20 protein-coding genes and 1 riboswitch are annotated in these 26,410 nt (G+C 47.0%); of the genes, 3 read left to right on the plus strand and 17 right to left on the minus strand.

The annotated features are described in order from the left end of the window. Window positions 1-82: 82 nt before the first annotated feature. Window positions 83-1,276: a phosphoglycerate kinase gene (gene pgk, locus ACESZH_RS15520; protein WP_373217679.1), complete on the minus strand. Its 1,194-nt coding sequence runs from the start codon at window positions 1,274-1,276 to the stop codon at window positions 83-85. Window positions 1,277-1,353: 77 nt separating this feature from the next. Continuing rightward, entirely contained in the window at window positions 1,354-2,373 is a 1,020-nt protein-coding gene (gap, locus tag ACESZH_RS15525; protein ID WP_373217678.1) for a type I glyceraldehyde-3-phosphate dehydrogenase, read from the minus strand. A 199-nt stretch (window positions 2,374-2,572) separates the two neighbouring features. Between gap and ACESZH_RS15530 the strand changes: the two genes are divergently transcribed. Beyond that, the gene (locus tag ACESZH_RS15530; protein WP_373217677.1) at window positions 2,573-3,391 is read left to right on the plus strand and encodes a histidinol-phosphatase HisJ family protein; all 819 of its coding nucleotides are present in this window, start codon (window positions 2,573-2,575) and stop codon (window positions 3,389-3,391) included. 68 nt (window positions 3,392-3,459) lie between these two features. Here the strand turns inward: ACESZH_RS15530 and ACESZH_RS15535 are convergent, their stop codons facing one another. From ACESZH_RS15535 to ACESZH_RS15555, 5 genes are read right to left on the minus strand one after another with little or no spacing between them, the layout of a single operon-like run. Continuing rightward, window positions 3,460-5,916: a cation-translocating P-type ATPase gene (locus tag ACESZH_RS15535; protein WP_373217676.1), complete on the minus strand. Its 2,457-nt coding sequence runs from the start codon at window positions 5,914-5,916 to the stop codon at window positions 3,460-3,462. 44 nt (window positions 5,917-5,960) lie between these two features. After that, window positions 5,961-7,043: a tRNA 2-thiouridine(34) synthase MnmA gene (gene mnmA, locus ACESZH_RS15540; protein ID WP_373217675.1), complete on the minus strand. Its 1,083-nt coding sequence runs from the start codon at window positions 7,041-7,043 to the stop codon at window positions 5,961-5,963. After that, window positions 7,043-7,489, minus strand: a complete 447-nt coding sequence (gene nifU / locus ACESZH_RS15545; RefSeq protein ID WP_373217674.1) for a Fe-S cluster assembly scaffold protein NifU — start codon at window positions 7,487-7,489, stop codon at window positions 7,043-7,045. Before nifU ends, mnmA begins: the two co-directional genes overlap by 1 nt. Window positions 7,490-7,541: 52 nt before the next feature. After that, entirely contained in the window at window positions 7,542-8,726 is a 1,185-nt protein-coding gene (gene nifS, locus ACESZH_RS15550) for a cysteine desulfurase NifS (RefSeq protein WP_373217673.1), read from the minus strand. 22 nt (window positions 8,727-8,748) lie between these two features. Next, window positions 8,749-9,225, minus strand: a complete 477-nt coding sequence (locus ACESZH_RS15555) for an Rrf2 family transcriptional regulator (protein WP_373217672.1) — start codon at window positions 9,223-9,225, stop codon at window positions 8,749-8,751. 124 nt (window positions 9,226-9,349) lie between these two features. On the opposite strand from ACESZH_RS15555, the gene ACESZH_RS15560 reads away from it, so the two are divergent. Both ACESZH_RS15560 and ACESZH_RS15565 read left to right on the plus strand, forming a co-directional pair. Beyond that, window positions 9,350-10,663, plus strand: a complete 1,314-nt coding sequence (locus ACESZH_RS15560; protein WP_373217671.1) for an MATE family efflux transporter — start codon at window positions 9,350-9,352, stop codon at window positions 10,661-10,663. A 107-nt stretch (window positions 10,664-10,770) separates the two neighbouring features. Further along, the gene (locus ACESZH_RS15565; protein WP_373217670.1) at window positions 10,771-11,802 is read left to right on the plus strand and encodes a 3-deoxy-7-phosphoheptulonate synthase; all 1,032 of its coding nucleotides are present in this window, start codon (window positions 10,771-10,773) and stop codon (window positions 11,800-11,802) included. Window positions 11,803-11,896: 94 nt separating this feature from the next. Here the strand turns inward: ACESZH_RS15565 and ACESZH_RS15570 are convergent, their stop codons facing one another. The 10 genes from ACESZH_RS15570 to recA all read right to left on the minus strand — a co-directional run bounded on the left by ACESZH_RS15570 (window position 11,897) and on the right by recA (window position 26,332). Further along, entirely contained in the window at window positions 11,897-12,997 is a 1,101-nt protein-coding gene (locus ACESZH_RS15570; RefSeq protein ID WP_373217669.1) for an ABC transporter ATP-binding protein, read from the minus strand. A gap of 3 nt (window positions 12,998-13,000) precedes the next feature. Next, window positions 13,001-14,062: a FecCD family ABC transporter permease gene (locus ACESZH_RS15575; protein ID WP_373217668.1), complete on the minus strand. Its 1,062-nt coding sequence runs from the start codon at window positions 14,060-14,062 to the stop codon at window positions 13,001-13,003. 24 nt (window positions 14,063-14,086) lie between these two features. Next, a complete protein-coding gene (locus ACESZH_RS15580; protein ID WP_373217666.1) occupies window positions 14,087-15,244 on the minus strand; it encodes an ABC transporter substrate-binding protein in 1,158 nt (385 codons plus the stop codon). A gap of 63 nt (window positions 15,245-15,307) precedes the next feature. Next, on the minus strand, window positions 15,308-18,247 hold the full coding sequence (locus ACESZH_RS15585) for an ABC transporter substrate-binding protein (RefSeq protein ID WP_373217665.1): 2,940 nt from the start codon (window positions 18,245-18,247) through the stop codon (window positions 15,308-15,310). Window positions 18,248-18,330: 83 nt separating this feature from the next. Further along, entirely contained in the window at window positions 18,331-20,757 is a 2,427-nt protein-coding gene (locus ACESZH_RS15590) for an Ig-like domain-containing protein (protein ID WP_373217663.1), read from the minus strand. Between the two features lie 187 nt (window positions 20,758-20,944). After that, window positions 20,945-21,139: riboswitch (cobalamin riboswitch) on the minus strand. Window positions 21,140-21,216: 77 nt separating this feature from the next. Beyond that, window positions 21,217-22,101, minus strand: coding sequence for a site-specific tyrosine recombinase XerD (gene xerD / locus ACESZH_RS15595; protein WP_373217662.1), 885 nt, complete (start codon window positions 22,099-22,101; stop codon window positions 21,217-21,219). 222 nt (window positions 22,102-22,323) lie between these two features. Continuing rightward, complete coding sequence (locus tag ACESZH_RS15600) at window positions 22,324-22,911, minus strand: stage II sporulation protein M (RefSeq protein WP_373217661.1); 588 nt, start codon at window positions 22,909-22,911, stop codon at window positions 22,324-22,326. A gap of 146 nt (window positions 22,912-23,057) precedes the next feature. Then, complete coding sequence (rny, locus tag ACESZH_RS15605) at window positions 23,058-24,614, minus strand: ribonuclease Y (protein WP_373217660.1); 1,557 nt, start codon at window positions 24,612-24,614, stop codon at window positions 23,058-23,060. Window positions 24,615-24,712: 98 nt separating this feature from the next. Then, entirely contained in the window at window positions 24,713-25,207 is a 495-nt protein-coding gene (locus ACESZH_RS15610; RefSeq protein WP_373217659.1) for a regulatory protein RecX, read from the minus strand. Between the two features lie 3 nt (window positions 25,208-25,210). Beyond that, window positions 25,211-26,332: a recombinase RecA gene (gene recA, locus ACESZH_RS15615; protein ID WP_373217658.1), complete on the minus strand. Its 1,122-nt coding sequence runs from the start codon at window positions 26,330-26,332 to the stop codon at window positions 25,211-25,213. Window positions 26,333-26,410 lie beyond the last annotated feature (78 nt).

Below are 26,410 nucleotides of genomic sequence, written 5' to 3' on the forward strand. Positions count from 1 at the left end.
TCCTGCTCAGTAAGGTTCGGGATTGGCCTCGCACTAAACTCAAACTTCGCGTTCCGCTCGTTTTCGTTAAGTTGCTTTCGGCCTACTTATCATTAGCTGCAGCTACGCCCGGAAGTTCTTTGCCTTCCAGGAATTCCAGGGATGCGCCGCCACCGGTGGAGATGTGGCTCATCTTGTCGCCGTAGCCAAGGATGTTTACTGCTGCTGCAGAGTCGCCGCCGCCGATGATGGTAGTAGCATCTGTGTCAGCGAGTGCTTTTGCAACTGCCTCTGTACCATGAGCAAAGTTCGGCATTTCGAAGCAGCCCATCGGTCCATTCCAAACAACGGTCTTTGCGTCTTTAACAGCGTCAGCAAAGATTTTCTCGGTTTCCGGTCCGATATCAAGGCCTTCCCAGCCATCCGGAATATCGCCGGTAGGAACGATCTGCATATTGCAGTCATTGTCAAATTTGTCACCGATCTTGTTATCAACAGGAAGAAGAAGTTTTACGCCCTTCTCCTCTGCCTTCTTCACCATGTCGAGGGAATACTGAAGGTAATCATCCTCGCAGAGAGAATTTCCGATCTTTCCGCCCTGTGCCTTTGTGAAGGTATAGGACATACCGCCGCCGATGATCAGCACATCAACCTTGTCCAGAAGATTGTTGATAACGGAAATCTTGCTGGAAACCTTAGCGCCGCCAAGGATGGCAACAAACGGTCTCTCCGGATTGTTTACTGCGTTTCCTAAGAAATCGATCTCTTTCTGCATCAGATATCCAACTGCTGCAGTGTCAACGAACTGGGTAACACCAACGTTGGAGCAGTGTGCTCTGTGAGCAGTACCGAATGCGTCATTTACAAATACGTCGCACAGGGAAGCCAGCTCTTTGCTGAATGCCTCTCCGTTCTTTGTCTCTTCTGCACGGTAACGGGTATTCTCAAGAAGGATCACATCACCGTCATTCATAGCTTCAACAGCAGCCTTTGCATTTGGTCCTACAACTTCAGGATCAGCAGCAAATTTTACTTCCTGGCCCAGTAATTCACTGAGGCGTTTTGCAACAGGTGCAAGAGATAATTCCGGCTTCGGCTCTCCCTTAGGTTTTCCTAAATGGGAGCAAAGGATAATTTTTCCGCCGTCAGCGATTAATTTTTTAATAGTAGGAAGAGCAGCAACCAGACGGTTCTCATCTGTGATCTTTCCATCCTGAAGAGGTACGTTAAAGTCACATCTTACAAGGACTTTTTTGCCTTTTACGTTGATATCATCAACAGATTTCTTATTCAGCATTGTTATATCTCCTTAATAAATATTAAAATAGGGCCCGGTCCTTTACAGACCGGACCCTCCATTGGTTACCGTTTATCTTATTCGCTAAGCAGTTTGCCAAAGTGTTTGATTGTACGAACCATCTGGCTTGTGTAGGAGTTCTCGTTATCATACCAGGAAACTACCTGTACCTCAGTTGTGCCGTTCTCAAGCGGCAGAACCATTGTCTGGGTAGCATCAAACAGAGAACCAAATCTCATACCAACGATATCGCTGGATACGATCTCATCTTCGTTGTAACCGAAGGACTCGTTGGAAGCTGCTTTCATAGCTGCGTTGATCTGCTCTTTTGTTACGTTTCCTTCAACAACTGCTGTTAAGATAGTTGTGGAACCTGTTGGGGTAGGAACACGCTGTGCGGAACCGATCAGTTTGCCGTTCAGTTCAGGAATAACAAGGCCGATAGCTTTTGCAGCACCTGTGCTGTTCGGAACGATGTTTACTGCTGCTGCACGGGATCTTCTCAGATCGCCTTTTCTCTGCGGTCCGTCAAGTGTCATCTGATCGCCTGTGTAAGCGTGGATGGTGCACATGATACCGGATTTGATCGGAGCAAGATCATTTAATGCTTTAGCCATTGGAGCTAAGCAGTTTGTTGTACAGGAAGCTGCGGAAATGATGTGGTCCTCTTTTGTAAGAGTGTCATGGTTTACATTGTAAACGATGGTCTTAAGATCGTTTCCAGCCGGAGCGGAAATGATAACGTGTTTAGCGCCAGCATCGATATGAGCCTGAGCTTTTGCTTTGGAGGTGTAGAATCCGGTGCACTCCAGAACTACGTCTACGCCAAGCTCTCCCCAAGGAAGCTCTGCAGCGCTTGCTTTTGCATAGATTTTGATTTCTTTGCCATCTACGATGATGGAATCCTCGGTAGCGGATACGGTATCGCAAAGAGCGTATCTGCCCTGAGTGGAGTCATATTTTAATAAGTGAGCCAGCATTTTCGGGGAAGTTAAGTCGTTGATAGCTACGATCTCAAATCCCTCTGCGCCGAACATCTGACGGAATGCAAGACGACCGATACGTCCAAATCCATTAATTGCAACTTTTACTGCCATGATAAATTCCTCCTATGAATTAAATGGTAAATATTATGACGCTTCTTAAGTTTGTTAAAGAAACATCAGCCTATAAGGTATTGTACCTAATTCCTAACCAAAATTCAAGACTATTTTAGAAAAAACATTGCAAAATCACCACAAATGTCTCCATGGCATGGTATAATATGTCCGAATATGTCACGAAAGGACTTTTATCATGGAACATACAATTTTATGGGACTGCCACATGCACTCCTCTTTTTCTGCGGATTCCCCCACTCCCATGGAGGAAATGATCAAAAAGGCCATTGACTGCGGTCTTCAGGGAATCTGCTTTACCGAACACTGGGACCCGGATTATCCCGAAACTCCCGACAATATCGAATTTTCTCTGGATACGACCGCATATATGGAACAGCTTTTCAGGCTTAAGGAAGCTTACGCTTCCAGGATACAAATACGTTTCGGCATTGAACTGGGTCTTCAGACGCACCTTGGTACAAAATACAGCCGGTTTCTGAGAGAATATCCCTTCGATTTTGTCATCGGTTCCTCCCATATCGTACATGGCTTTGACCCCTATTATCCCGGCTTTTTCGAAAACCGCAGGGAAAATCTCTGTTATATGGAATACTTCGAATCCATACTGGAAAACCTGGCCTGCTTTGACGAAATGGATGTCTACGGGCATTTGGACTATGTAGTACGCTACGGTCCTGATAAAAACCGCTTTTATTCCTATGGCAGATACCAGGACATCCTTGATGAGATTCTCCGGACGCTGATAAAAAAAGGAGTCGGCATTGAGCTGAATACAGGAGGATACCATTACGGCCTGGGCGAGCCAAATCCATGTCTCGGAGTCATCCGCCGCTATCGCCAGCTCGGAGGCGAGATCATTACCATTGGAGCAGATGCCCACACCCCGGATAAAATTGCCTTTGCCTTTGACAAGGCCGCTGCCGTATTAAAGGAATGCGGCTTTGACCATTATACGGTTTTCCGAAACCGCAAGCCCGAATTCTGCAAAATATAGCCAGACAAAAACCGCCTGTCACCTCATCTCCCATTTAGGTACTGAAGTGCAGGCGGTTTTTTATGCGGTTATTTCATCATTTTATCAAGAAATGCCATAAACCAGTTCTTTGACTGTCCATCCAGAGATCTCTTATACAGCTTGCGGATCCATTCCGTTATCACGTCTATGAGAATCGGAGAGAATGTCATGAGCAAAAATACCAGGATGATCATTCCAAATTCCAATGCTCCAAGCGTAAGGAGCTTCTGCAGGATCACGGCTGCAAGGAAGAAAATACACTGCATACTGTAAATGATCACCTTGCGGTACCGATTCAGCGGAGCATACACCGTCTTCAGCGCAGCCATATAGTTCCATCCGGTTACAAGAACGCACGCGGTATTCAGCATGTCATTGGAGTGATACACGTTCTGACAGACCAGCATAATGGTAAATACACAGCCCGTGATCGTTACGGCTGCCGGAAAGGCATTCATAAACACATGGCGCAGGAAGGTATGGTCGATTTTCGTATAATTGTTTTCCTGTGCCAGGAGGAAAGTGGGGATTCCCACCGCACACGTACTGATCAATGACATCTGAATGGGTTCAAAGGGATATGCTTCCCCCACAAAAATGGTGATCAGCGCCAGCAGCACGGAAAAGATCGTCTTGATCAAAAACATGGAAGCTGCGGTACGGATATTGTTTACTACCCGACGGCCCTGATTCACAATATGAGGCATTGCTGCAAAATTGGAATCCAGCAGTACCACATTTGCGATATTTTTCGCCGCATCGCTTCCCTCTGCCATGGCAATGCTGCAGTCTGCTTCCTTTAAAGCAAGAACATCATTGACACCGTCTCCCGTCATGGCAACCGTATGTCCCTGAGCCTTTAGCGCCAGCACCATGGCCTTTTTCTGCTGAGGCGTCACCCGCCCGAAAACACTGTACTCCGCCACTGCCGCATCCATCTCGTCCTGTGTGATGATCGTCGTTGCATCAATATATTTATCTGCGTTTTTCAGTCCTGCTTTTTTTGCAATGGCAGAAACGGTTACCGGATCGTCTCCGGAGATCACCTTCAGATCAACTCCCTGTTTTCCAAAGAACTCCAGAGTTTCAGGCGCTTCCTGACGGATGACATCTGTCAGGAGCAAAAGCGCAACCGGTTCAAGCCCTTTCGGAAGCTCCGGTCCATCACTTTCCATTTCGCTGTGCGCGAGCACCAGCACCCTCAGTCCCTGTCCTGCGTATTTGCCGCACTGGGCAGTCAGAACCTCGTTTCCTTCCGGAAAAAGGAATTGTGCTGCTCCCATCAGATAGGTTCCGTGATTTTGGAAGGAGGCACCGCTGTATTTTCTGTCAGAGGAAAACGGAATGACCGTACCCGCTGTCATGTCCCTTCTCGCCCGGAACCGTTTGTGCAGGGCATCAATCGTGGCATTCTGATCCTTCAGCACTGCCATCAGGTTTCCCATAATGCGCTCAATCTCCTCCATGGCTGCCGGATCAGAAACATCCCCGGAAATCTCTTCTCCGCTCTCAGCATCCGCTTCTTCCGTAACCGCCAGCGCATTCTCTGTGCCTTGCTGACAGACATCTACATACGGCACAACCTGCTCCACACACATGGAGCCTTCTGTGATCGTACCTGTCTTGTCCAGGCAAAGGGTATCCACCCTGGCAAGCGTTTCAATACAGTACAGCTCCTGTACAAGTGTTTTTTTCCGTGCCAGAGCCAACGCTCCAAGGGTCAGTGCAACGCTAGTCAGCAGCACCAGCCCCTCCGGAATCATACCGAGCACTGCTGCCACAGTGTTTACAACAGAATCCTTAACATTATCTCCTACGATGTAATACTGTTTGTAAAACAAAAGCATTCCCAACGGAACAATAATGATACTGATTACCTTTAAGATCGCATTCAGGGAATTTCTCAGCTCTGAGTTATGACGTTTAAATTCCTTTGCCTCGCTGGTGATCTTGGAAGCATAATTATCCTTTCCCACATGAATGACCTGACAGCAGGCTTCTCCCGCTGTCACAAAGCTTCCGGAGAAAAGTTCATCTCCCACAGATTTTGCCAGATTATCCGCTTCACCTGTAAGCAGAGATTCATTGACCTCAAGGCTTCCTTCAAGAATCTTGCAGTCCGCCGGAATCTGCTCGCCTGTTTTCAGACAGATCAGATCATCCAGCACCAACTTTTCTGTGGAAATGCTCCACTTCTTTCCCTCACGGAGAACCACGGCTTTAGATTCTGTCAGGATCGCCAGCTTATCGATCGTCTTTTTCGCCCGTATTTCCTGAATGATTCCAATAACAGTATTGATGAGCACGATTCCTACAAACATGGAATTCTTGTAGGAGCCGACCAGCAATACCATCACCATCAGGACCACGTTCAAAAAGTTAAAAAACGTCAGCGTATTTTCCCTGATGATCTCCTTGTACGTCCTTGTGTTGGGATTCTCGTTGAGATTTATTTTTCCCTCTTCAATCCTTTCCTGTACCTGCTCATTTGTAAGTCCTGTCATCGTTTTTTCCTTCACCACACAATCATTCTTTTATCCGGCACACTCTAATCCTTTAATGCAGCGTCAATGATCCCACCGCCGGCCACATAGCCATCCTGATAAAAGACCACTGCCTGTCCTGGTGTGATCGCCCTCTGGGGCTCCTCAAACCTCACTATCAGCTCATCCTCGCCGGTCTTCTCGATCACTGCCGGAGCACCTTTATGATTATAACGGATTTTTGCAAAAACCTTCATACCGCTCTCAAATTCCGGCACAGACACAGGATTCAGTTTGCTGCATTTTAGTGCAGGTGCAAACACATCTCCTCCGTCTCCGATCACTACCTCATTTGTCTCCGGACGTATTTCCGTGACAAATACAGGACGGCCCATTGCCAGATTCAAACCTTTCCTCTGTCCGATGGTGTAATGGATAATGCCCTTATGCTGTCCCAAAATCTCACCGGAGGTGCTTACATAGTTTCCCACTGAAATTTTCTCATCCGTGTTTCGCGCTATGAAGCCTGCGTAATCCTGATCCGGGATAAAACAGATCTCCATGCTGTCCGGTTTTTCCGCAACCGGGATACCGTATTCGGATGCCATGCGGCGTATCTCCGTTTTTGTATATGCCCCAAGCGGCATCACAGTACGGGAAAGCTGCTCCTGGGTAAGCCCGTATAAAGCATAGGTCTGGTCTTTTGCAGCGGTAGCGGAGCATTTCAGAGAATACCTGCCGCCTGCAAGCCGTTCTACCCCGGCATAATGTCCCGTGGCAATCAGCCTGGCTCCAAGCTTCTCTCCCTGCTCCATCATTGCTTTCCATTTAATATAACGATTGCAAACCACACAAGGATTCGGTGTTCTGCCTGAAAAATATTCTTTTATGAAATAATCGATGACATTTTCTTTGAATTGCGGGCAGAAATCCACCGTGTAATGGGGAATCCCCAGATAATCCGCCACCTTCTTTGCGTCCTCCACGATTTTCGAACCGCTTCCGTTTGCTTCCTCCGAAAGCTGTTCTTCCCGAAAATTTATCATGGTAACGCCAATGACATCATACCCCTGCTGCTTCAAAAGACAGGCGGCCACCGAAGAATCAACGCCGCCGGACAGGCCCACAATGATTTTATCTTTATTCATCAATACTCTTCTTCTTCCTCTTCCTCTCCTTCATGGATATCGGACTTCGGTTTTTCAAGACCTTCGATTACAATGTGATGCTTTTCCGCATAATCCCACAGAGCTGCATGAATGGCTTCCTCTGCAAGCAGGGAACAGTGTACCTTAACAGGCGGAAGTCCGTCCAGAGCTTCCATGACTGCCTTGTTGGTCACCTGCATTGCCTCCTCGATGGTTTTGCCTTTTACCAGCTCTGTAGCCATGCTGCTGGTTGCAACGGCTGCGCCGCAGCCAAAGGTCTTAAATTTACAATCCTTGATAATATGTGTCTCATCATCGATATCCAGGAATATTCTCATAATGTCGCCGCACTTTGCGTTTCCGACAGTTCCTACGCCGCTTGCGTCCTCAATCTCTCCCACATTACGTGGATTCTGGAAATGGTCCATTACTTTATCACTATACATATTTTTTTCCTCCTGACAAGTGTTTTTTTATTCTACTCGCTCTACAGCTCAGTTATTTTTTTTTCTTTAAGAAATCCTCATACAGCGGTGACATGCTTCTTAAGTTTGCCACAATGCTTTTCAGCTTATCAACTACAAAATCCGCATCCTCCATGGTAGTTTCCTCGCTTAAGGTCATGCGCAGGGAACCGTGGGCGATCTCATGAGGCAGGCCGATGGCCAGAAGCACATGAGACGGGTCAAGTGAGCCTGATGTGCAGGCGGAACCGCTGGATGCGCAGATCCCGTAGCTGTCCAGCATCAGCAGCATAGACTCGCCTTCTACAAACTGGAAGCTGACATTTACGTTGTTCGGCAGACGTTTTGTGCGGTCCCCGTTCAGCTTCACATACGGAATCTCTTCCATGATCCTGCTGATCATATGATCGCGGACCTTTCTCTCTTTTTCTGTACGCTCTACCATCGTGCCGGCTGCACGCTGGGCTGCAGCGCCGTAGCCCACAATACCAGGTACGTTTTCTGTTCCGGCGCGGCGTTTTCTCTCCTGTGCCCCGCCGTGTACAAAGGAACGGATCTTAACACCCTTACGGATATACAAAAAGCCGATTCCCTTGGGTCCGTTTAATTTATGACCACTGGAGCTCAACATGTCGATTCCCATTTCATCTACATTGATGGGCACCTGTCCAAATGCCTGCACCGCATCGGTATGAAACAGGATGCCATGCTCTCTGGCAATGGCACCGATCTCCTTGATCGGCTCGATGGTGCCAATCTCATTATTGGCAAACATAATGGAAATTAAAATGGTTTCCGGGGTAATTGCTTTTTCCAGCTCATCCAGCTTCACAATACCATTTTCATCCACATCGAGATACGTGATTTTTGCTCCCCGCTCCTTCTCCAGATATTCGCAGGTATGCAGGATGGCATGGTGCTCGATCTTTGTGGTGATAATGTGGTTTCCTTTTGCCTTATATGCTTCAAACGCAGCCTTTAACGCCCAGTTATCCGCCTCAGAGCCTCCTGCTGTAAAATAGATCTCTTCCTTTTTTGCCCCAAGCACCTGTGCGATCTGCTCGCGCGCCTTTGTAACAGCTTCCTTGCTCTTTCCGGCAAAATCATAGACGCTGGAAGGATTTCCGTAAAGCTCAGTAAAGTACGGCAGCATTGCCTCCACTACCTCGGGTGCTGTCTTTGTAGTTGCTGCGTTATCCAGATATATCATCTTTCCCATTTTTTGGTCCTCCTATTTATGATTACAGCTGCTGTCTCGCGGGTGGACATCCCGCTTCACTGCAGTCTTTGTTTTCCTTTTTTACCCTGCGGCTTTCCTCTATCAGCTCGCTGAGCATCATGCTGTCCACTGCCTTTGTGATACTGTCATTGATACGTTTCCAGACATATTTTGCCACACAGATATCTTCTCCCTGGCACTTTCCCTCCGCTTCGTTTCCCGGGCATTCCACAGCTTCCAGACTGCCCTCCAGGACACGCAGGATATCTCCCACGGAAATCTCCTGAGCTGGTCTGCCAAGGCGGTAACCACCGCAGGCACCCCGGCTGCTTTTCACAAATCCGGCTTTTTTTAACAAAGCCATAAGCTGCTCCAGGTATCCCACGGAAATCTCCTGTCTTGTCGCGATACTCTGAAGAGACACGGATTCCTTTTCACTGTATAAACCTAAATCTATCAACGCACGAAGACCATATCTCGCTCTTGTTGAGAGTTTCATTCATCCCCTTCTTTCCAATTCCCAGTATTTTACTTGGATTTCAGGTTCACTTTACCAGATAATAGTAGTTCTGTCAAGGCAGTATTTTGCATATACTGACAAAAAAGGTACGGAATAGGTTGCTATGTCAAAAAAACGTTTTTTACAGGGAACTCTTATTCTCACCTGCGCCGGACTTCTGACCAGATTTATGGGCTTCTTTTATAGAATATTCCTCTCCCATGCTATTGGTGCGCAGGGTATTGGAGTTTATCAGCTTGCAATGCCCCTGCAGGGGCTGGTCATGGCGCTTGCCGCTGTGGGAATGCAGGCCGCCATCTCCAGACTCTGTGCCTCCCGTATGGCCTTAGGACAACAAAAAGAGGCACGGGATTATTTTCTGCTGGGTACAGGTACGGCTGTACTTTTCTCCGTTGTCCTGTCCTTTGTCATTTACAAAAACAGTGGCTTTTTTGCTTCGCAGATTTTAAAGGAGCCGCGCACCCAGCCGCTTATCAGGATCTTATCTTTCAGCTTTCCCCTGACAGCCCTTCATTCCTGTATTAACAGCTACTATTATTCCCAAAAACAGACGGCTCTTCCTTCCGGCATCCAGCTCCTTGAACAGGCGGCACGCATAGGCGGCAGCTATGTGATCTACCTTGTCTTTCTATCCGAAGGCAGAGAGATCACCTCCGTGATCGCTGCGGGCGGCGCCCTGTTCAGTGAGATCATCGCCTCCATTGTCTCTCTCATTGCCGTAGGCGCGGACTTCCGAAAGCATCACTACAGCTTAAAAAAAATCAGCAGCCCGCTGGGCAGTCTCAAGAGTATGGTGGAAATGGCAGTCCCCCATTCCATGAACCGGCTCCTGCTCACTTTGCTCCACAGTATGGAGGTGGTGCTCATTCCGCAGAGACTTTTGCTTTCAGGACTCGGCAGCGAGGAAGCACTTGCAATTTACGGTGTCTTTACAGGCATGGCTTTGCCTCTTATCCTGTTTCCTTCCACCATCACCAATTCCGCCTCCCTGATGCTGATGCCCTCCGTAGCTGAACTGCAGGCTCTTGGTTACAAAAAACGGATCGATTATGTTATAAACCGTACCTGCCGCTGCTGCTTTCTGCTGGGTGCCGGATGCTCCCTGTGTTTCTTTTTCTTCGGCATGCCAATGGGTATCCTGCTGTTTGGAAGTCCCACTGCCGGGACATATATCAAAGCCCTGGCATTTTTCTGCCCCTTTTTCTATATGAACACGGCCCTGACCAGCATTCTGAACGGACTCGGAAAGCCAAACACCTGTCTGATCCACAGTGTGATCGGTGTCAGTCTCCGGATCGGTTTTGTATTATTTGCAATTCCAGCCCTTGGTATCCGGGGATATTTTTACGGAATGCTGCTCTCCGAACTGCTGCTGTCTGTTTTGCATCTTCATGCCCTGACTGCCATGAAGAAGTAACGGTTTCCGTGAAAAGGCCGGGAAAAAGCCACAATTTTTCTATCGACAATTCCTGAAGAATGGATTATAATACTAGGTTGAAAGTGAACTGCAAAGGAGAAAGAAGCATGGGATTCGAATTTATTAAAAAGTTACCGACACCCGAAGAAATCCGCAACCAATATCCCATTGATGCAAAGATCAAAGCGCTCAAAGAGAAACGCGACCAGGAAATCTGCGACGTATTCACAGGAAAATCCGATAAATTCCTGGCTATTATCGGCCCCTGTTCTGCAGATAATGAGGATGCCGTATGCGATTATCTTTTAAGACTTCGGAAAGTCCAGGAAAAAATTGCTGATAAAGTCATTATCATTCCGAGAGTTTATACAAACAAACCACGTACTACAGGAGAGGGCTATAAGGGAATGGTCCACCAGCCGGACCCGGAGAAAAAGCCTAACATGCTGGCAGGTTTGGTTGCGATCCGCAAAATGCACATCCGTGCCATTGAGGAGAGCGAATTCACCTGTGCTGATGAGATGCTTTACCCGGAAAACTGGCGTTATCTGTCCGATATCCTGTCCTATGTAGCAGTAGGGGCACGTTCTGTTGAGGATCAGCAGCACCGTCTGACTGTCAGCGGCATGGATGTCCCGGCTGGTATGAAAAACCCTACCAGCGGTGATTTCAGCGTAATGTTAAACTCTGTTGTGGCAGCCCAGGGCGGACACCGTTTCATTTACCGCGGCTGGGAGGTGGAGACTTCCGGAAATGAACTGGCCCACACCATTCTCCGTGGCGCTGTGAATAAACATGGAGAGGCGATTCCAAACTATCATTACGAGGATTTACGTCTTCTGTACGAGAAATACGCTGCCAAGAACCTGAAGAATATGGCAACCATCGTGGATACCAACCATTCCAACTCCAACAAGCAGTATGAACAGCAGATCCGCATCGCTAAGGAAGTGCTTCACAGCCGTCTTGTTGATCCTGATATCCACAGACTTGTAAAGGGTCTGATGATCGAGAGCTATATTGAGCCGGGGAACCAGAAGATCGGCTGCAACCACATCTACGGCAAATCTATTACCGATGCCTGCCTTGGATGGGCGGAATCCGAACAGCTTTTGTATACAATTGCTGAGTTATGCTAAAAAGTATGTGTCACAACACACACTTGTGGCCGAAGCTCCGTTATGTCGGCACACTAAATAAGAGGCTGCCATTGGACAGCCTCTTCTCTTTCTTTTAAAACTTCTTTAGTTTTCCCTGTTTTTCCGCTTCGGAAAGCAATTCCCCTATTTTTCTGTTGTAGGAGCCCATCGTCACTCCTGCATTCACTACCGTTTTACATTCTCTCATAGTCTGAATAGCCATGGAAAAGGCTTCATCGCTGATCTCACAAAATGGCTCTTCCTCGATGACGCGAACAGCCAGAAGCCTTGCAAGCTGGTAATCTACATCATTCCTATAAAGAATTCCCGCCGCAAAGGGTACATTTTCCTTCTGAAGGTGCCGGAATACCGGAATTCCCTTTCCGCAGGAGGAAATCACAAATACCTCCGGCTTTCCTTCCGGCCGCGGCAGCTCCAGACTTCCAAACAGGGGATCAAAATATCCGTTGTCAATGTCATACAGGTTTCGGATAATATCCTCCTTGAAAATCTCCTCCGGCACTCCATAATGAGCGATCCGGTCGCCCTTGACACAGATGATCTTATCCGAAATTTTCTGTGCCAGGTCAATTTCGTGAAGAGACATAACCACAGTGATCTTTTTCTCCTTTGCCATGTTCCGGAGAATGGCAAGTAGTTCCAGCTTATGCCGGATATCCAAAAAGGAGGTAGGCTCATCCAATATGATAATCTCCGGCTCCTGGCAGATAGCCCTCGCCAACAGTACTCGCTGACGCTGTCCGTCACTGATGGCGTCAAACTCCCTGTGTCCCAGCTCCTGGGCATGGACAGCTTCCATGGCTTTCTCTACCTTTTCCTCATCCTCACGGCTCAGGATTCCCAGTCTTCCGGTATAAGGATACCTCCCGGTTGCCACAATATCATGGCAGGTCATAAGCTCCGGCTTCATCCGTTCCGTAAGCACAACCGCCATCTGCGTGGAAAGTGCCTTATTTGTAAGCTGGCTCATATCCTTTTTATCCAGGTATACGGTTCCCCTGATGGTTTTAAGCTGCCGGGTAATGCTTTTTAAAATTGTAGATTTTCCGGCACCGTTAGGTCCGATAAGAGTCACGATTTCGCCCTTTTCAATGCCAATACAGATGTCACGTATCAGTGCTTTTCCATTATATCCAACGGCAAGGTTATCCATTTGTACATAGCGATCCGCCATCTTTTATCTTCCTTTCTTCCGTTTCAGCATCATGATGATCACAATAGGTGCGCCGAAAACCGATGTAACCGTACTGATATTCAGCTCCATGGGGGCAAAGGCTGTCCGCGCGATCAGATCGCACAACATACAGAACACGGCCCCTCCCAGAAAAGTTCCCGGTATCACCACAAGAGGTCTTGAGCTATTCAGGCTTCTTTTTATCAAATAGGGGACCGCAATTCCCACAAAGGAAATAGGTCCTGCAAAAGCCGTGACACATGCGGATAAAATGCTGGAAAGCAGAATGAGCAGCACACGGAATACCTTAACATTTACTCCCATGCTTTGTGCGTATGCCTCCCCAAGCTGATAAGCGCCTATGGGCTTGGATAATAGGAAGGTCAGTGCAATGGTAATCCCCACTGTCACAAAAGCAATCTGCACATTGCTCCAGCTCATACCGGAAAAGCTTCCCTGGGACCACCCATGAAGGTTGACAATATCAGAATCCTCCGCAAAGGTCACAATAAAATCCGTAATTGCAGAGCAGATATACCCAATCATAGTTCCTGCCACCAACAGGGTTGCCATAGAATTCAGCTTCCGGGACATCATCAGGATAAATCCCGTGGAAATCAATGCACCGATAAAGGCTGCAATGATCAGGGAATAGGAGGAAACCACCTGAAACCTTTCCAGAAAATAGATCATAGTAAGAGCCACCACCATTTTTGCCCCCGACGAAATTCCCAGGATAAAAGGACCTGCAATAGGATTGTCAAAGAAGGTCTGCAAAAGGAAGCCAGACAGAGACAGGGCGCCTCCCAGTATAGCAGCCATCAGAACCCTGGGGAGACGGATTTTCCAGATAATATTGTATTCTGTTACATCTCCGGTTCGTCTGAAAATAATCTCCAAAATCCTGGCAACCGATATATTCGTAGTTCCCGTATTGATATTCAGTACTGTAATCAGACAAAACGCCGCAGCCAGTATTACAAACACAAGCGTATAACGGGAACGCCGTTTGAAATTTTCCATATGAAATTCACCGATGTTTCCCACATTCGTGCTTTTTCCCATTTTTACACTTCCATTCCTTTCCGGTCAGCTAATTTTTTCCATAAAGGTCATCTGGCTTTCATCTCCGCCTGTTAGCATCAGATTCATGTCTGTGATTAATTTCCCCACAATATCCGTAGCCTGATAAAGATATTTTCCTACGCTCCACACATTTCCCTCTTTGACAGCCTTGAAGTCACGGAAAAGCTCACTTTTCGCAAACAGATCATCGAGGCTTTCCAGCGGATTGTCTATGGTGCCGTTGTAGACAAGATAATCCGCATTCACAGCTGTTGCATAAAACTCTTCCATCGTCATGGGGACCGAAGAGCGTTTTGTCTCCTCTTCCTCATCCAGACTGTCAAAAATATAGCGTCCTCCTGCAATCTCTATCATCTTCGGAACATAATCCGTAGGCTTTCTCACAACCGCGGAACCCTCGGAATTAATAAAGAAAAAGGCAACCGTTTTTTCTGTGTTAGTGAAATCCTTCAGTTCTTCGATAACTTTTGCCTGCTCATCAAAAAATGCCGCAGCTTCTTCTTCCTTGTCCATCATGGCACCGTATACCTTGATCCACTCCGACCTTCCAAGCGGATGATCCTCGTAGCTGGATCGGTCAATAAATACCGGGATTCCCATCATCACCAGCATTTCCTGCACCTTTGGACTATGTAAGATCATGGTAGATTCAATTGCCAGGTCGCAGTTCTCGTCTACCAGAAGCTCATAATCTGGCTCACTGTATTTTCCCGCGAAAAGCATGTCTCCTTTTTCCATGGCTTCTGTCGCCTGTTCAATGTACCAACCGTCCGCCTGGGTTCCCGACAACCGTATGGAATCCAGCGAATCAATGGCATTGAATAACGCCATTGCGGAAGTAGCCGCAAGATATATCTTGTTCAGCGGCTTTAGCAACACCACCATGTCCCCGCTTACCCCCTCAGGAACCGGCTTTCCATCCGGAACCATAAGATACTGGGCACTATCGTAAACATTGATTACCTGATAGCCGTCCTTATAGGTAAATACGTCAAAACCAGTTGCAAACTTGACTTCCATTGTGGATTCATATTCCAGGCCTTCGATGGCTGGCGGTTCCTTGGAAATCTCGGCGGCCTCTGCTTTTTGAGGTAACATGACAAAGCCTGCAAGCAAGGCGAATGTAAAGATGATTCTGCATAATGTTTTAATCGTTTTCATTCTATACTCCTGTATTTTTATTCTGAGAAAGGCGGCAGATTTTGCCGCCTTCCCCTTTTTCCGTTACTTCTCTGCTTCTGTTTTCAGGGCTGTTTTTGAAGCCTCATACAGTTTATCCGCTTCCTCACGGCATCCGAAAAGTGCACCGTATACCTTGCTCCATTCATATTTTCCAGCCTCTTCCTTTTCTTCGGAGGAACGGTCAATAATCATGGGAATCTTCAACAAGGAAAGCTGATCTCCAAGAGTCATCACCTTGTCTTCCTCATCCTTGTCCTGATGCAGGATGTCCGCAGGCACGATTGCCAGATCACATTTACTTTTTACCATTTTCTTGAAATCGAGGGAATCAAAGCTTCCGGCAAAAATGATTTTCTCTTCGTCCATGCCCTTGGCGATACTTTCTACCTTGCAGTCGCCCTTTTCCTTTCCCACTGCCTTAATTCTATCTGTCACATTCAATTTGTCAAGTATTTTCATCCCATTTTCGGAATCCACATATGCCTTTTCTGACGGAGCATATACCACATTCATTTCCTTGTCAACCCCGGCAGGAAGCTCCACTGCGGAGGGAACAATAAGATATTTCAGAGTGTCTTCGGAATAGAAGGATTCCGCCTGCGCGGGAGCTGCCCCTTCCTCCTCGTCTCCTATCTGTACGCTTGTGCTATCCGCCTCTGATGCCCTTATTCCTCTCTGTGCATCTGTAGCTGCATCGATCTCCAGGACAGTAATGTCGTTTTTATAATAATGGAGTTTAAAATATTTTGCATACTCCATCTTTTGAGAACCCACATATTCCAGTCCGACAATTTCAGGAGCGCTGCTGTCCTGATACATATTTTCCCCGACGCTGCCTGACACAATCGTAGTGCTGCTTCCTCCTGTCTTTGAGGATGAACCGGAGTTTTGGGCATTCTTCGCTGCCTCCAGACCGATAAAGATGGAATAATCAACCCAGTGAGGCTGGGACATCTTTGTGGTTCTTCCAGAAATCACATTATTGGCATTTAACTGAACCGGTATTTCAAATGTAGCCGTATCTCCGGAAATTGTTCCGGCGAATTCCTGGGCGTTTGCCCTTACGGCATCATAGGCGCTGCTGGCAAACACAATAGTTGCCCATGCCTGTCCGTTTGTAATGGTGATTTTTTCACAGGAAATTCCTTTCAGGCGTCCTGAACCTCCCGACCAGGAAAAGCTGTCCGGTGCGTATACTCCGTCCTGCAGCTTTGTAGATGTGTTCACCACACTGGTTACTCCGCCGCCTGTACTGCCGCCTCCAGAACCCTTTACCGGCGTTGGCGTAGGAGTCGCTTTCGGTTTAGGGGTAGGAGTCGGCTTCTTGTCATTGCTTTTGATTTTCTTTATAGTGGAGGATTCAAAGGTCAGCTCCCGGTCATACCATGGCTGTTCTGCACCCTCTGCCGCATATTTCTTTGACCTCGCCGCTACGGCAATGGGCTTGTCCAGCTCGGAAACCGGGATCTCATAGGTGTATTTTCCCTCTTCATCAGGCTTATATGGAATCCATTTGCTTTTTTTCGCCTTCAGTGCCTCTTCCTTTGTTCCCATATAGAGGTAATCGTAACCCTCTCCACTTAAAGTGATAACTGCTTTCATTTTTCCTTTTTCCATAGTCAGCTTACAGGCAACTACCTTAAACATTGACGCACTGGATTTTACAGAAATGGAATATGTATTGCCTTCTTTTAGCGTTGGGGTTACAGCAGGTGTCGGGGTTACGGCAGGTGTTGGGGTTACAGTTGGTATTATTGTAGGTTCAGGCGTGGGCGTTACCGCTGGATCAGGTGTAGGGGTCGGCTCACCGGGGTCTGGTACTGTGATCTTTACGCAGATGCTATATTCTATTTCATGAGGTTCTGACATTTTCGTTGTCAGTCCTATAATCCTGTTATCCCCATTGAGAACAACCGGAATTTCATAAGAGATGGTATCTCCATTCACCGAACCATTCTGGAAAAGCTCTCCGTTTGCCTTTACGTATACCCAAGACGTACTGCTGAAAGCGATCACTCCATAAGCCTTTCCTTCTTTTACCACAATCTTATCGCAGCTTAACCTTGTCTTTCCGGTTCCGCCGCTGAAGCTAAAGCTTTCCGGAACATATTCTCCGTCTGCAAGTGTTGTGGAATTATTCACAGTCTCTGTGATACCCGGATAATCTGTCAGAGTGTAACTCCGGTTCTGATCCGGTTCACTGTCCTTCAGGAACAGATCTGCGGAGTCTCCCTTCTGTTCATTAGAGGCAGCCGGATTTTCAGGTGCTGACGGCTGGACCGGAACGTCGTCCACCGTTTCAGGAAGAATCAGAGAATAGTCTTCTGTGGTGCACCATTCACCGCTTTCCATAAAACAGGGTACATAGGAAATTGTCTGCCCAAGCTGCTCATTGGTCACCTGGAATATAAAGGTATAGCCACCGAGCATGTTTTCGGCGCCCTCTATAACCGGCTCTTTATTCTCTGCGTCTTTGCTGCCTATGAATATCTTATTAAATATTTTATTGTCCGTGGATATAGTAACCGTTATGCTTTCACCGTTCCGGACAATTCCGGACTCCACAATGTGAAAGGCAGCAGCATCCCCTGATTCTTCGGAGGTATCTGTTGTGTTCATTTTGCCGGATGCTGATGCATCTTGGCTTTTTTCAGGGGCAGGTAATTCTTCCTCAGGATCCTTCGTGTCCCCGGACGTCTCTGTATTTTCGACAGTCTCTGCTTTCGCATCCTCCGCCTCTGAAATATCAGCCTGCTCTTTGGTGCCTTCTTCTTCCTTTTCACTTTCCGTTTCTGTCTGGGCTTCTGATTCTTCCAAAGCCTCATCCGGCTGTGCTTCCTCTGCCTGCTCCGCAGCATCGGTCTGCTCCAACGTGGCCGTTTCTACCGCTATCACTTCTGACGCACTTGGTGATAATGTAGGCAGCAAAGCCATAGCGCCGGAGAGAAATAATGCCAGATATCTACGGGAATTTTTTTTCATTTCCGCTTCACTCCTATCCTTACCTTCACTGTACAATATAGCAAATGGCAGGGGGAAAACATTTGTTTCTCCCCCTGCTTTCATCATTTCTTTGTTACCGTTACCTTCAAACTAACCTTCACATTACCGGATGTGATGGTAATCTTCGCTTTTCCGGGTTTCTTTGCTGTAAGCTTACCCTTGCTGGATACGGTTACAATTTTTTTATCTGATGATTTATATGTAACCTTACTGGTGGATGTAACCGGGTCTACCGATGTCCGAAGCGCCACTTTTTTGCCCTTCTTAATGGACAGGCTGTTCTTTTTTATAGTCACTCCCTTTGTAGCTGAGACTACCTTCAGCTTTTTGGTCGTAACTGCTTTTTTCTGTACTGATACCGTAACGCTTACCGAACGACCGTAAGATGTTTTTGCTGTAATCTTTGTTTTTCCGGTTTTCTTTGCAGTAATCTTGCCGTTCTTGGATACGGTTGCAACCGATGTTTTGCTGGATTTCCAGGAAACAATTTTTTCGCCCGCGTTAAGACCGCTTACCTTAATGGCACTGGTAGATTTTTTTACCTGCAGCGGCACGGAAACAGCATTCATCTCTAACTTCGGAGTTACGGTTGGCTGAGGAGTCGCGGTGGGTTCCGGCGTCACGGTGGGCTTCGGTGCTTCCGTTGGTGCAGGCGGTGTCACGCTTGGTTCCTCTTCCGGCTTCTTTTTCAATGCTGCAACTGCATCCCGGATTGCCTTTGCCATGGCATCTACCTTTTCCTGCTGGGAAGCATACAGTCCGGTCTTTACATTATTCTTTGCAGTTGTTACCTCTGCCGCAGTGGCTTCTGTATAGATGCTTAAATCCTCCGGAACAGTTGCAAGCGCTGCATCCACTGCCGTATAATCTGCTTTGCTGCTTTCGTCGATCACAAGGGTTCTGTCTGCCTTGTTATAACTGAATATTCTTTCATACCATATGTCATTTTTCACGGAATGGAAAGAGATTACAGTTGGATCGTCGAGTATGCTATGGATACTGGCATCGTTTCCTGTACCTACAATATTTTCTACTGTAAAATGGAACTTCTTATCCTCAGAAAGGTCGATGGTCTCCTCTGAGTCTTCTGCTTTAGCAGCCGTTCCGATAAATGCCTTGTCAAAGGATGTGCTTCCCATTGTTACATCGGAAGTAATCTGATAACCATTGCTGTGTGGTCCTCCCACGATCGTCAGATCAGCTTCTTTGACTAAAAACATTTTCACATTATTTGTAACTGTAAGATCAAACGTTTCCTTGTAATCGCCGCTCTCCAGTGTCAGTGCACTCTGGTCCAGACGAAGGTATCTCGGATACCACCAATGGCCATCCTTTTTATGGGAATTGGACAAAGCCTGGATCTGCATATAACCGTCGTCTGCAGAAATCGGGATGGCAAACTGATATTTTCCATCAAATCCCTTTCCGTCAGCTCTCTTACTGCCCACAATCCATTTACTGGCGTCATCTCCGGTAGCTACCGCTTCCTCATAGGTACCTTTGAACAATTCCTGATATCCTGTGCCGCTGAGCGTCACATACAGGAACTTCCCGCTCGCATCTTCCATAATAAAGGCATCTATTACTTTAAACATCGCTGTCGTGTTGGTTATGGCAGAGTCCGCAATGGGAGTGCACTTTGGCTCATCGATGGTGTTTGTCACCGTAAAGGCGATCTCCCCCTTCATGGATGTGGAATAGGCAGCTATGTACATGGCTCCGTTTAAATCAACCGGGACATTTGCGAATTCAGAATTTCCACTGGTGTTGGTCTTTTCATAAGTCTGACCATTGGTACGGATACTGGTATAGCCAGTACTTTGCACCATAACCGTTGCTACTGCCTGCCCGTTTTTCACAGTCACGTCCTTTAAAGACCATGGCTTCTGACGGGAAGAATTACTCTTTCCCTTGCTGTACTCACTGCTTAAAGCAGGGCTTGTAGAAGCATCGTAGATACCGTCCGGCAAAGTTGTGGATGTATCAACCTGTTCCAGCACCTTAAGTCCCCAAACCGCAGTCTCCAGATCACGTCCGTAGGACTGGCTGCTTTTATTTCCCATATCCTCGTCCACTTTTTTCTGATCCTCAGTGCTGAGCTGATTATAAGCAGCAAGTGCAGCTTCGATATCCTGACGCTTTTCTTCTGTAACATTGCTCAACTCGGGCAATGCTCCAATCAGTGCCTCTACCGACTCTACTGTAGGTGCTTCCGCTTCACTTTCAGATTCAAACACCTCTGCCTGTCCTGTTTCTGAATTCTCCGCAAATTCTTCCGGGGCATCTACAAATTCTTCTCCAAGGGTGTCTGCTTCTTCCGTAAACTCTTCACTGACGGCTGCCTCTGCTTCTTCCGCTATAGTGCCTTCTGCTGCGGTCTCCTCCGCAACAAACTCTTCCCCACATACCACATTTGCGGAAATGGCGGGAGTTGTTGCCAGTGTAGCTGCAATAAAAAGTGATAACAGTTTCTGCTTTCTCAATTTCATTTCATCATCCTCCTCTTTTTATATGAGCCTCTCCATCCTGTTCCGCACCAGTTGGCCAGGTATCATATTATGTTTTTCTGCCATACAAAAACGCCCACCCCCAATGAGAGTAGACGCTGTTTGCATGAAAAATTTACTGTTCAAAAAACAGTTCGTATTTTCTGTAAATGCGTGCTTTCTTCGGAAGCCATTTACCAACACTCTCAGCAGGTTTCCTGACTCACAGTTCATCGTTCGATCATTCCTTCTCACGTATACACGCAATGGATTACATGATCTCGCTCCCTGTTTACAGTGACCGGATCGTTTAGGATTCGCACCTAATTCCCTTTTAAACCAGCAGACCTTTGCTCTGCCAGTCACTGAAAGTACTTAATCGATAGATAGTATAGCAAACAATATCTGATAAATCAATACTGTACGCTAATTTTCTCCTGTATCCCGTATTCTCGTATTCTTTCAACTTCTCGGATGCGCCTTCATGTACACATCGCGCATCTTGCTCATATTCATACTCAGATAAATCTGTGTGGTGGAAATGTCGGAATGACCCAGCATTTCCTGAACGCTCTTGATATCGGCTCCGTTCTGCAGCATATGGACTGCAAAAGAATGGCGAAGCGTATGAGGTGTGATGTCCCGCTTGATCCCGGCATCGTCTGCATAGCCCTTCAGCATCTTCCAGAAGCCCTGACGACTCATCGCCTTACCTGAACAATTAGTAAACAGAACCTTTTCACTATCTTCCTTCACAAAAGCATTCCGTGCCTTTTCCATATAGAGAAGCAGCGCTTCCCTGCACACATTCCCAATAGGAATGATCCTCTCCCGCCCGTTCTCATGGCAGGTTACATACCCAAACTGCAGATTGGCATCCTGGGTTTCCAGATGGATCAACTCGCTGACTCGCATCCCTGTAGCATACAAAAGCTCCAGCATAGCCTTATCACGGATTCCCTTGTGTGTTGAGAGATCCGGCTGCTGCAAAAGTGCATCCACTTCCTGAACCGTAAGGATCTCCGGCATCTTTTTCTCCACCTTAGGCGGCTTCAGCCCATCTGACGGGTCCTTTTCGATCTTTTTTTCTTTAAACAGATATTGAAAAAAAGCTCTCATGGATGCTACGCTTCTGGAAATCGTGGAGGATGCAAATTTCTCTCTCCCCATATAATCCAGATATCCCTCAAGATCCATTTCCCGGATATCTGTAACCTCCCGAATCCCTCTTTCGCTTAAAAACGATTCCATTTTCTTTAAATCCCGCTGATAGGATACTTCCGTGTTATGGGATGTCTTTTTAGCATTGTGCAAATAAGTAATAAATTCCCGTATGTCTCTTTCCATTCTTTTTACTTCCTGTCTTTATAGATTGTAAAAAGTAATTCTTTTGTAACCTTCTCCGTTACTGATCCTTCAAAAATGTATTTGTATTATACTTGGAAATTGACATAAAATCAAACCCTTTTTTCGACGAAAAATCCCTTAAAATCAGGCTTTTCGACCCCAAAATACCAAATGTCGGCAAGTCTTATGGTAACTGCCACTAGATGTGGTAGAAATATCCCTTTAAAAAAATTTCAGGCTGTTTAAAATTTTTTCTACCACCCATGGATTTATATAACATTCCAGAACCATTCCTCCGAAATACACTGCAATACATGCCAGGGAACGCATTGTAAACCGGTAAATCTTCTGTGGGAAAATCCCATGATTCTTCCACATTCCCATTGATTCTCTATAAACCATATCCATAGTCACAAACATCACGGGAAGATAAACAAGATATTGCGGAAACAAAAGCCCAAGCCCTACCACTCCTCCTGCAAGTCCAAACTGCAGAATGGACATGGCAAAAAGAGCCCCCAGCTCAACTCCCGCTGCAGTCATTCCCAGCACCGCCATCGGCACTCCGAAAACAGTAAAACCGCACAGGATACATAACAGAAAATACCCGCCCCTCATTCTCACAATTTCCAGCAGATATTCCACTCCCGATACCTTCCGGCTTCCAAAGGCCCCCAACAGATATACGGATGCCATCGCTTTCTGCTTCCACTGCAGCTTCCATGCCAGATTCGGCAAAAGCATTCCCAGCAAAAAACCACACAGAAACAGGATTTCTGCCGGAAGCCTTCCCCTTTCATTTTTACCCAAGCTCTTTCTTCCCATAAATTCACCCTGTACCATTCTACGTCAGGGGTTGGGCATTTATACATATGTGCACGGCAAAAAGCCGTATGGAAAAAATTTTCCATACGGCTCTATTTTCATATGAATATGAAGATGTAGTGTTCCTCCGCTTACTTAGCGTAATCAACGGCCCTGCTTTCACGAATGACATTGACCTTGATCTGACCCGGATATTCAAGCTCTGCTTCAATCTGTTTGGCGATATCCCTTGCCAGAAGAACCATATCAGCATCCGAAACATGATCCGGAACAACCATAACGCGGATCTCCCTGCCTGCCTGGATGGCATAGGATTTTTCCACGCCCTTAAACTGATTGGTGATATCCTCCAGTTGTTTCAAACGGTTGGTATAAGTCTCCAATGTCTCTCTCCGGGCGCCAGGACGGGCTGCGGAAATGGCATCGGCGGCCTGCACGATACAGGCAATCAAGCTTTCCGGCTCAATATCTCCGTGATGAGCACCAACTGCATTGATCACAAGAGCTGACTCTTTGTACTTCTTACAGAGATCCACACCGATCTGGATATGCGAACCTTCTACTTCATGGTCAATCGATTTACCAATGTCATGGAGTAATCCGGCACGTTTTGCAAGACGGACATCCACACCCACCTCTCCGGCAAGGATACCGGCCAACTGTGCCACCTCAATGGAATGCTTCAGGGCATTCTGTCCATAACTGGAACGGAATTTCATTCGTCCAAGTAATTTCAGAAGCTCAGGATGAATGCCATGGACACCTACGTCCATCGCCGCAGTTTCGCCATCCTCGCGAATCTGCGTTTCCACTTCCTTCTGAGCCTTTTCAACCATCTCCTCAATTCTGGCCGGATGAATACGTCCGTCCACAATCAACTTCTCCAATGCTACCCTTGCTACTTCACGTCGAATCGGATCAAATGCTGATAAGACAACTGCTTCCGGAGTATCATCAATGATCAGGTCAACACCTGTCAATGTCTCCAGAGTACGGATATTCCGTCCCTCACGGCCTATGATACGTCCCTTCATTTCATCGCTTGGAAGCTGTACAACAGAAATAGTAGCCTCGGAAACGTGGTCTACCGCACATTTCTGAATGGCGTTTACCACATACTCTTTGGCCTTTTTTCCGGCTTCTTCCTTTGCTCTGCCCTCAAGCTCTTTGTAAAGTCTGGCAACATCCACCTTTACATCGTCTTCCACAGATTTGAGCAACTCTTCTTTTGCCTGTTCGGAGGTCAGACCGGAAACACGTTCCAGTTCCTGTACTCCTTTCAGCTCGAGTTCTTCCACTCTCTTTTCTTTCTTCTGCAATTCAGCGAATCTCGCTGTGCATTCTGCCTCACGCTTCTCCACTGCATCCGCTTTCTTATCTACGGATTCCTCTTTCGATAAGACACGTTTTTCATACTTCTGCAGTTCGTTTCTCCGTTCCTTGGTTTCTTTCTCCAGTTCATTTTTTGTCCGGAGAGATTCTTCCTTTACTTCCAATAAAGTTTCTCTTTTTTTCGTTTCAGCTGCCTTCAAAGCTTCATCTATGATGCCTCTGGCTTTTTCCTCCGCTGAGCCAATAGTTTCTGCGTCTTTTTTGACTTTATTCTCCACAGCAACTTTGCAAGTAATAGGAACTGCAATAATGAGCGCGACTACCACAGCGACAACTGCCACAATGATTGTTGTCACAGGAGCACCTCCTTATTATTAAGTTTTCATTGTACAAATACAACAATACAAGTTTATCTGTTTTTGAGAATTATGTCAAGTTTTTCTATAGAATTGTTTTACATTTTTTGTGTCTGCAGCACGGAAATGTCCATTTCCTCCAGCACATGCGCAATATCTCCGTATGAAAAACCGCGTCTTGCAAGATATCCGTACAGACGCCGCATTTCTTTCTCATCCAGAACGCTTCCGGCTTCATACTTTTTCTCCACAGTTGCCCGAAGTACGGCCTGCTCATCCGGTTCCATCACCTGGGCAGCTCTCTCCCATGCCTGCTGTGCCGTCTCTCTGTCCACACCTTTTCCTGCCAGCTCCTGCAGGATCTTCTGGCGGCTCTTTGTCCCCATTCGGTAGGAGATATAATTCTCCGCGTACCGGTCATCATTGAGGTATCCATAGGAGCGCACATATTCCATGGCATCCTCCACTGCCTCTATGGAAAAGCCTGCCTGACGCAGACGGTCAGACAGGCCCTTTTCCGTTCGGTCCATATGTTCCAGAAGCAGCATGGCTTTTCTTCGTGCTGTTTTTTGTTCTTCCGGTGTCAATGGCATGGTTTATACCTCTTCCGCAGACTCTTCCGACTGGAAAAGACTTTCCTGCACAGGCTCCTCTTCCTTTTCAGCAGCCTTCTTTCCTGCCTTTGAAGCCTTTTTCTCCTCTTCCGGAATGCTTTCCTCCTCAGGCAGAAGGTGATAATGAATGCGCACCTTCTTTTCGATCTCGTCACAGATATCCGGGTGCTCTTTCAGGAAAAGCTTGGCATTCTCACGGCCCTGGCCTATTTTATTTCCCTCGTAGGCATACCATGCACCGCTCTTATTTACAATGGAATTCTCTGCAGCCAGATCCAGGATATCTCCCTCTTTGGAAATACCTGTACCGAACATGATATCAAACTCAGCCTGCTTAAACGGCGGGGCAACCTTGTTCTTAACGACCTTGATCCTGGTATGGTTTCCTACCATCTCACCGCCCTGCTTCAGGGTTTCCACACGGCGTACATCAAGACGAACAGAGGAGTAAAATTTCAAAGCGCGGCCTCCTGTGGTAGTCTCGGGATTACCGAACATGATTCCTACCTTTTCGCGGAGCTGATTGATAAAAATAACCACGCAGTTTGACTTGCTGATCACGGCAGTCAGTTTACGCAGGGCCTGGGACATCAGTCTCGCCTGCAGACCTACATGGCTGTCTCCCATATCTCCATCGATCTCAGCCTTTGGTACCAGGGCAGCAACGGAGTCCACAATAATAATATCCACTGCACCGGAACGCACCATGGTTTCCGTGATCTCCAAAGCCTGCTCGCCGTTATCCGGCTGGGATATGTAAAGGTTCTCAATGTCTACGCCGATATTGCTGGCATATACCGGGTCCAGCGCGTGTTCCGCGTCAATAAAACCGGCAATACCGCCTCTCTTCTGAACCTCTGCCACCATATGCAATGCAACTGTGGTCTTACCACTTGACTCCGGTCCGTAAATCTCTATAATACGGCCCTTTGGAACGCCGCCCACGCCAAGAGCAATGTCAAGGCTCAGGGACCCTGTAGGAATGGCTTCCACCTGCATATTCGCTCTGGATTCCCCCAGTTTCATCACAGAGCCTTTGCCGTACTGCTTTTCAATCTGTCCAAGGGCAGCCTCCAGTGCCTTTTTCTTATCATCATTTATCATTCTATGAAATTCTCCTTATCTTTATATTTCTGTCATCAGCGAACCTATGTTCGTGTTTTCTGTATTACATAGTATTAT

Source organism: Ruminococcus sp. 5_1_39BFAA (assembly GCF_964240875.1).
In the GTDB taxonomy this organism is placed as follows: domain Bacteria; phylum Bacillota; class Clostridia; order Lachnospirales; family Lachnospiraceae; genus Blautia_A.